We start from the raw sequence: 203 nt of genomic DNA, 5'->3' as shown, positions 1-203 counted from the left end.
GGCCCGCCGGTGACGAAGGTGTGGAACTCGCCGTTCTCCCCGCACGGGTCGACCCCCGGTGGCAGCGCGGCCAGGAACTCGGCGTCGAACACGGCCCCGGCGAGCCGCGCGGGGACCCGGCCCGGGTCGACGGCGACGACGACCGCCCGCAACCCGGCGTCGAGCATCCCGGCGGCCAGCGCACCGGTCGCCGCGCCCCACAG

The 203-nt window shown here is 78.8% G+C and carries 1 pseudogene; it reads right to left on the bottom strand.

What is annotated here, in order from left to right:
- Positions 1-203: pseudogene (locus tag GTW08_RS28430) on the bottom strand (ATP-binding protein); the annotation flags it as partial.

It is taken from the genome of Pseudonocardia sp. SID8383, assembly GCF_009864975.1.
In the GTDB taxonomy this organism is placed as follows: domain Bacteria; phylum Actinomycetota; class Actinomycetes; order Mycobacteriales; family Pseudonocardiaceae; genus Pseudonocardia; species Pseudonocardia alni.
The sequence above is the reverse complement of the archived record's forward strand: the minus strand, read 5'-3'. Positions and strand labels throughout refer to the sequence as shown.